Source organism: Myxococcus vastator, assembly GCF_010894475.1.
Lineage (GTDB): Bacteria > Myxococcota > Myxococcia > Myxococcales > Myxococcaceae > Myxococcus > Myxococcus vastator.
This window is the reverse complement of record NZ_JAAIYB010000669.1, coordinates 1-3,263: the sequence shown is the minus strand read 5'-3', so window position 1 is coordinate 3,263 and position 3,263 is coordinate 1. Positions and strand designations below refer to the sequence as shown.

The following is a 3,263-nucleotide window of genomic DNA, read 5'->3' as shown; positions in this document are numbered from 1 at the left end:
GGGGGAGGGGCTGCCGGGCCGGGTGGCGGCGACGGGGCAGCCGCTCTTCGTCCCGCGCCTCCAGGCGGAGGACCTGCGCGATGAGCGCGTGCCGGAGGGCATGCCCTTCCTCCAGCGCTACGGGCCCCACAGCGTCATCGTCGTCCCCCTGGGCGTGCGCGGCCGGGTGCTGGGCACGCTGGGGGTGATGCGCGAGGCGCGGGGCCGCGAGTACTCGGTGGAGGAGCGCGCGCTGCTGGAGAGCCTGGCGGCGCGCGCGGCGTTGGCCATTGAAGACGCGCGGCTGTACGGCGCAGCCACGCAGGCGGTGAAGGCGCGGGACGAGCTGCTGTCGGTGGCGGGGCACGAGCTGAAGTCGCCGCTGAACGCGCTCCAGCTCCAGATTCACCTGCTGGCGCGCATGGCCCGGGACGCCATGGCCGTGGACGGGCTGGCGGAGCGCGCGGAGCGGGCGGCGAAGGCGGGCCAGCGGCTGGGGCTGCTCATCGATGACCTGCTGGACGTGTCGCGCCTCAGCTCGGGGCGGCTGGGGCTGAAGCGCGAGGAGGTGGACCTGGCGGCGCTGACGCGCGAGCTGGTGGGCCGCATGTCCGAGGAGCTGGCGCTGGCGGGCAACGAGGTGCGGCTGCTGCTGGACCGGCCGGTGACGGGGCAGTGGGACCGGCTGCGCCTGGAGCAGGTGCTGGTGAACCTGCTCACCAACGCGGCGAAGTACGGCGCGGGCCGGCCGGTGACGGTGGAGGTGGACGCGGTGGGCCCGGTGGCGCGGCTGTCCGTGCGCGACGAGGGCATCGGCGTGTCGCCGGAGGAGCAGGAGCGCATCTTCGAGCAGTTCGAGCGCTCCGCGTCGGTGCAGCACTTCAAGGGCCTGGGCCTGGGCTTGTGGATTACCAAGCGCATCGTCGAGGCCCACGGCGGCCGCATCCGCCTGGAGAGCGAGCCGGGCAAGGGCTCCACCTTCACCGTGGAGCTGCCCCTGCCAGCGTGAGCGTCTGGACAGCCCGCACTCGCTGCGCTCTGGTTCCGCGGATGAAGACGCGCGCACTCCACCGACTGGCCCTGCTCGCCGCCGTGCTGGCCGTGGCCGCCCCGGGCTGCCGGCACGCGCCCGCGCTCGAACCGGGCCTGGACGCGGATGGGGACGGCGTCCTCAATGGGGAGGATGCCTGCCCCACCGTCCGCGGGCTCGCGAGGCTCCAGGGCTGCCCCGTGAAGGACACGGACGGGGACGGCGTGGAGGACGCGCTGGACACGTGCCCGCGTCGCGCCGGGCCCGCCTCGCGGGACGGCTGCCCCATCCGTGACTCGGACGAGGACGGCGTGGAGGACGCGAGGGACGCCTGCCCGCGGGTGTTCGGCCTGCTGGAGCGGCGGGGCTGCCCCATCGACGACCCGGACCGCGACGGGGTGGAGGGCGCGGCGGACAAGTGCCCGGACGAGCCCGGGCCCGCCTCGCGTGAGGGATGTCCCATTCGCGACGCGGATGGGGACGGCGTGCCGGATGAAGAGGACGCCTGTCCCGACGAGGAGGGCCTGCCCTCGCTGCGTGGCTGCCCGGAGCGGGACGTGGATGGGGACGGCGTGGCGGACCACCGGGACAACTGCCCGCGCGAGCGGGGCGCGCTGGACAACCAGGGCTGCCCGGCGGCGCGCAAGCAGCGCGTCGTCATCCGCCCGGACCGGCTGGAGCTGCTGGAGCGCATCACCTTCGCGCCCGGCACCGCCACCCTCCAGCCGCGCGTCCAGCCGGCGCTCGACAACGTGGCGGAGGTCCTGCTGCTGCACCCGCGGCTGGGCGTCATCGCCATCGAGGGCCACACCGACAACCGCGGGGACTCGGACGTGCAGCGGGAGGTGACGCTGGCGCGCGCGGAGGCGGTGCGGGACTACCTGGTGGAGCGGGGTGTCCCGCCGGACCGGCTGGAGGCGTGGGGGTTCGGCCCGGACAGGCCCGTCGAGTCGAATGAGACCTCCCACGGACGCGAGGCCAACCGCCGGATGGACCTCCGAGTGGTGGCGCCGCGCGGCCGTCCGTAAGCCCCGGACTCCCCGCGGGTGGGGGGTGTGGGGTACGCTCGTACGCCATGAGTGCTCCCAGCCCCCTGTTTGGTGACTTGCTGCTCAAGCTGGGGATTGTCTCGCCCAGCCAGGTGCAGGAGGCGCTCGCCCTCCAGGCCCTCACCGGGCAGCGCGTGGGGGAGGCCCTCATCTCCCTGGGCTACGTCACGCGGGAGCAGATTCAGGACGCGCTGGGAGAGGCGCTCGGGCTGCACCAGGACAAGAGCCCCCTGCAGCCCGCGCTGGGCGAGCTGCTGGTGGGGCTCAAGTACGTGACGCTGGCGCAGCTCGACGAGGCGCTCGCGCGTCAGCGCCGCGACGGCCGCAAGCTGGGCGAAATCCTGGTGGAGCTGGGCCACTGTACCTACAAGCAAATCTACGAGGCGCTGGGGCTGCAGAACCGCATCGCCGGGCGGCAGGATTTGCCGCGCCCCTCCTCCGACGGCCGCCGCCGCGTGGTGGTGGTGGACGACAGCCCGCTGGCCTGCGCCTTCGTGCAGGAGGGCCTGGTGGCGCTGGGCTACGAGGTCCTCTGCTTCCAGGACCCGTTCGAGGCCCTGGAGAGCATGGGCCGCATCCAGCCCGTCATCGTCCTCAGTGACTTGGAGATGCCCGGCCTGGACGGCGTGGAGCTGTGCCGCCGCCTGAAGGAAGGCCCCAGCCACGCGGTGCCCGTCATCATCCTCACCGCCAACGACGTGGAGGCGGAGCGCGTGCGCGGCCTGCGCGCCGGCGCGGATGACTACGTCAACAAGTCCGCGTCCATGGACGAGCTGGCCGCGCGCATCGAAAGCGTGGTGCGCCGCACGGGCGAGACGGAGCGCATGCGCAAGCTGTTCGCGCGCTACACGTCCGACGCGGTGGTGGAGGAAATCCTCAAGAGCGCGGACGCGGTGGTGCTCACCGGCGAGAAGCGCGAGGTGACGCTGCTGTTCGCGGACATCCGCAACTTCACCGGCCTGGCGGAGAGCCTGCCTCCGGAGCAGGTGGTGGGGGTGCTCAACCAGGTGCTCGGGCGGATGTCGGACGCGGTGCTCACCTGCGGCGGCACGCTGGACAAGTTCCTGGGCGACGGGCTGATGGCCGTCTTCGGCGCGCCGGTGGCCCGTCCGGATGACGCGCTGCGCGCGCTCCAGTCCGCGAAGATGATGATGGATGCGCTGACGGACCTGCGCATCGAGGCGGAGGCGGCTCTGTCTCTTATA

Annotated in this window: 3 protein-coding genes; all 3 read left to right on the top strand. The window is 73.2% G+C overall.

Annotated features, from left to right (window positions below; translation table 11 throughout):
* Window positions 1–988: sensor histidine kinase (locus G4D87_RS40080; protein ID WP_163787268.1), on the top strand; the 988-nt coding region annotated here is incomplete at its 5' end.
* 41 nt (window positions 989–1,029) lie between these two features.
* Window positions 1,030–2,037, top strand: a complete 1,008-nt coding sequence (locus tag G4D87_RS35835; RefSeq protein WP_205507859.1) for an OmpA family protein — start codon at window positions 1,030–1,032, stop codon at window positions 2,035–2,037.
* A 47-nt stretch (window positions 2,038–2,084) separates the two neighbouring features.
* Window positions 2,085–3,263 (top strand): cyclic di-GMP-binding domain-containing protein, MshE-related (locus tag G4D87_RS35830; protein ID WP_163787264.1); only part of this gene is annotated, 1,179 nt, incomplete at its 3' end.

Excerpts from the sequence above, each read along its gene's own strand:
- G4D87_RS35835 (WP_205507859.1), top strand. The coding sequence starts at position 1,030 with ATGAAGACGCGCGCACTCCACCGACTGGCCCTGCTCGCCGCCGTGCTG.